Annotated in this window: 1 protein-coding gene; it reads right to left on the bottom strand. The window is 72.5% G+C overall.

Annotated elements, in window-relative coordinates:
• A partial coding sequence (locus tag AAEZ00_RS21715) for a hypothetical protein (protein WP_351090056.1) occupies positions 1-255 on the bottom strand: 255 nt, incomplete at both ends.

The raw sequence follows: 255 nt of genomic DNA, 5'->3' as shown, positions 1-255 counted from the left end.
CACCAGCACGTAATCGCCGAGCCGTTCGCTGTGCAGCCGGATACGCGCGCCCGACAACGCGGGCGGCGGCGGCGTGGCGTCGAACAGTCGGGCTCTCGCGTCGTCCGGCAAGCCGGTGCGATCCCACGACGGCCATTCGAGTGCGGCGAGCGCGAGGAACGCGTCGTCCGCGTACTGCAGCACGCCATGCGCGTCGAACAGCGCGGAAGCCGCGCCGCCCGTCGCGCCATCGGTCGCGTGCATCCAGTGCAGGCG

Source organism: Shewanella sp. S1-49-MNA-CIBAN-0167, from assembly GCF_040310145.1.
GTDB lineage: Bacteria > Pseudomonadota > Gammaproteobacteria > Enterobacterales > Shewanellaceae > Shewanella > Shewanella psychromarinicola.
This window is presented reverse-complemented; position numbering and strand designations above follow the sequence as displayed.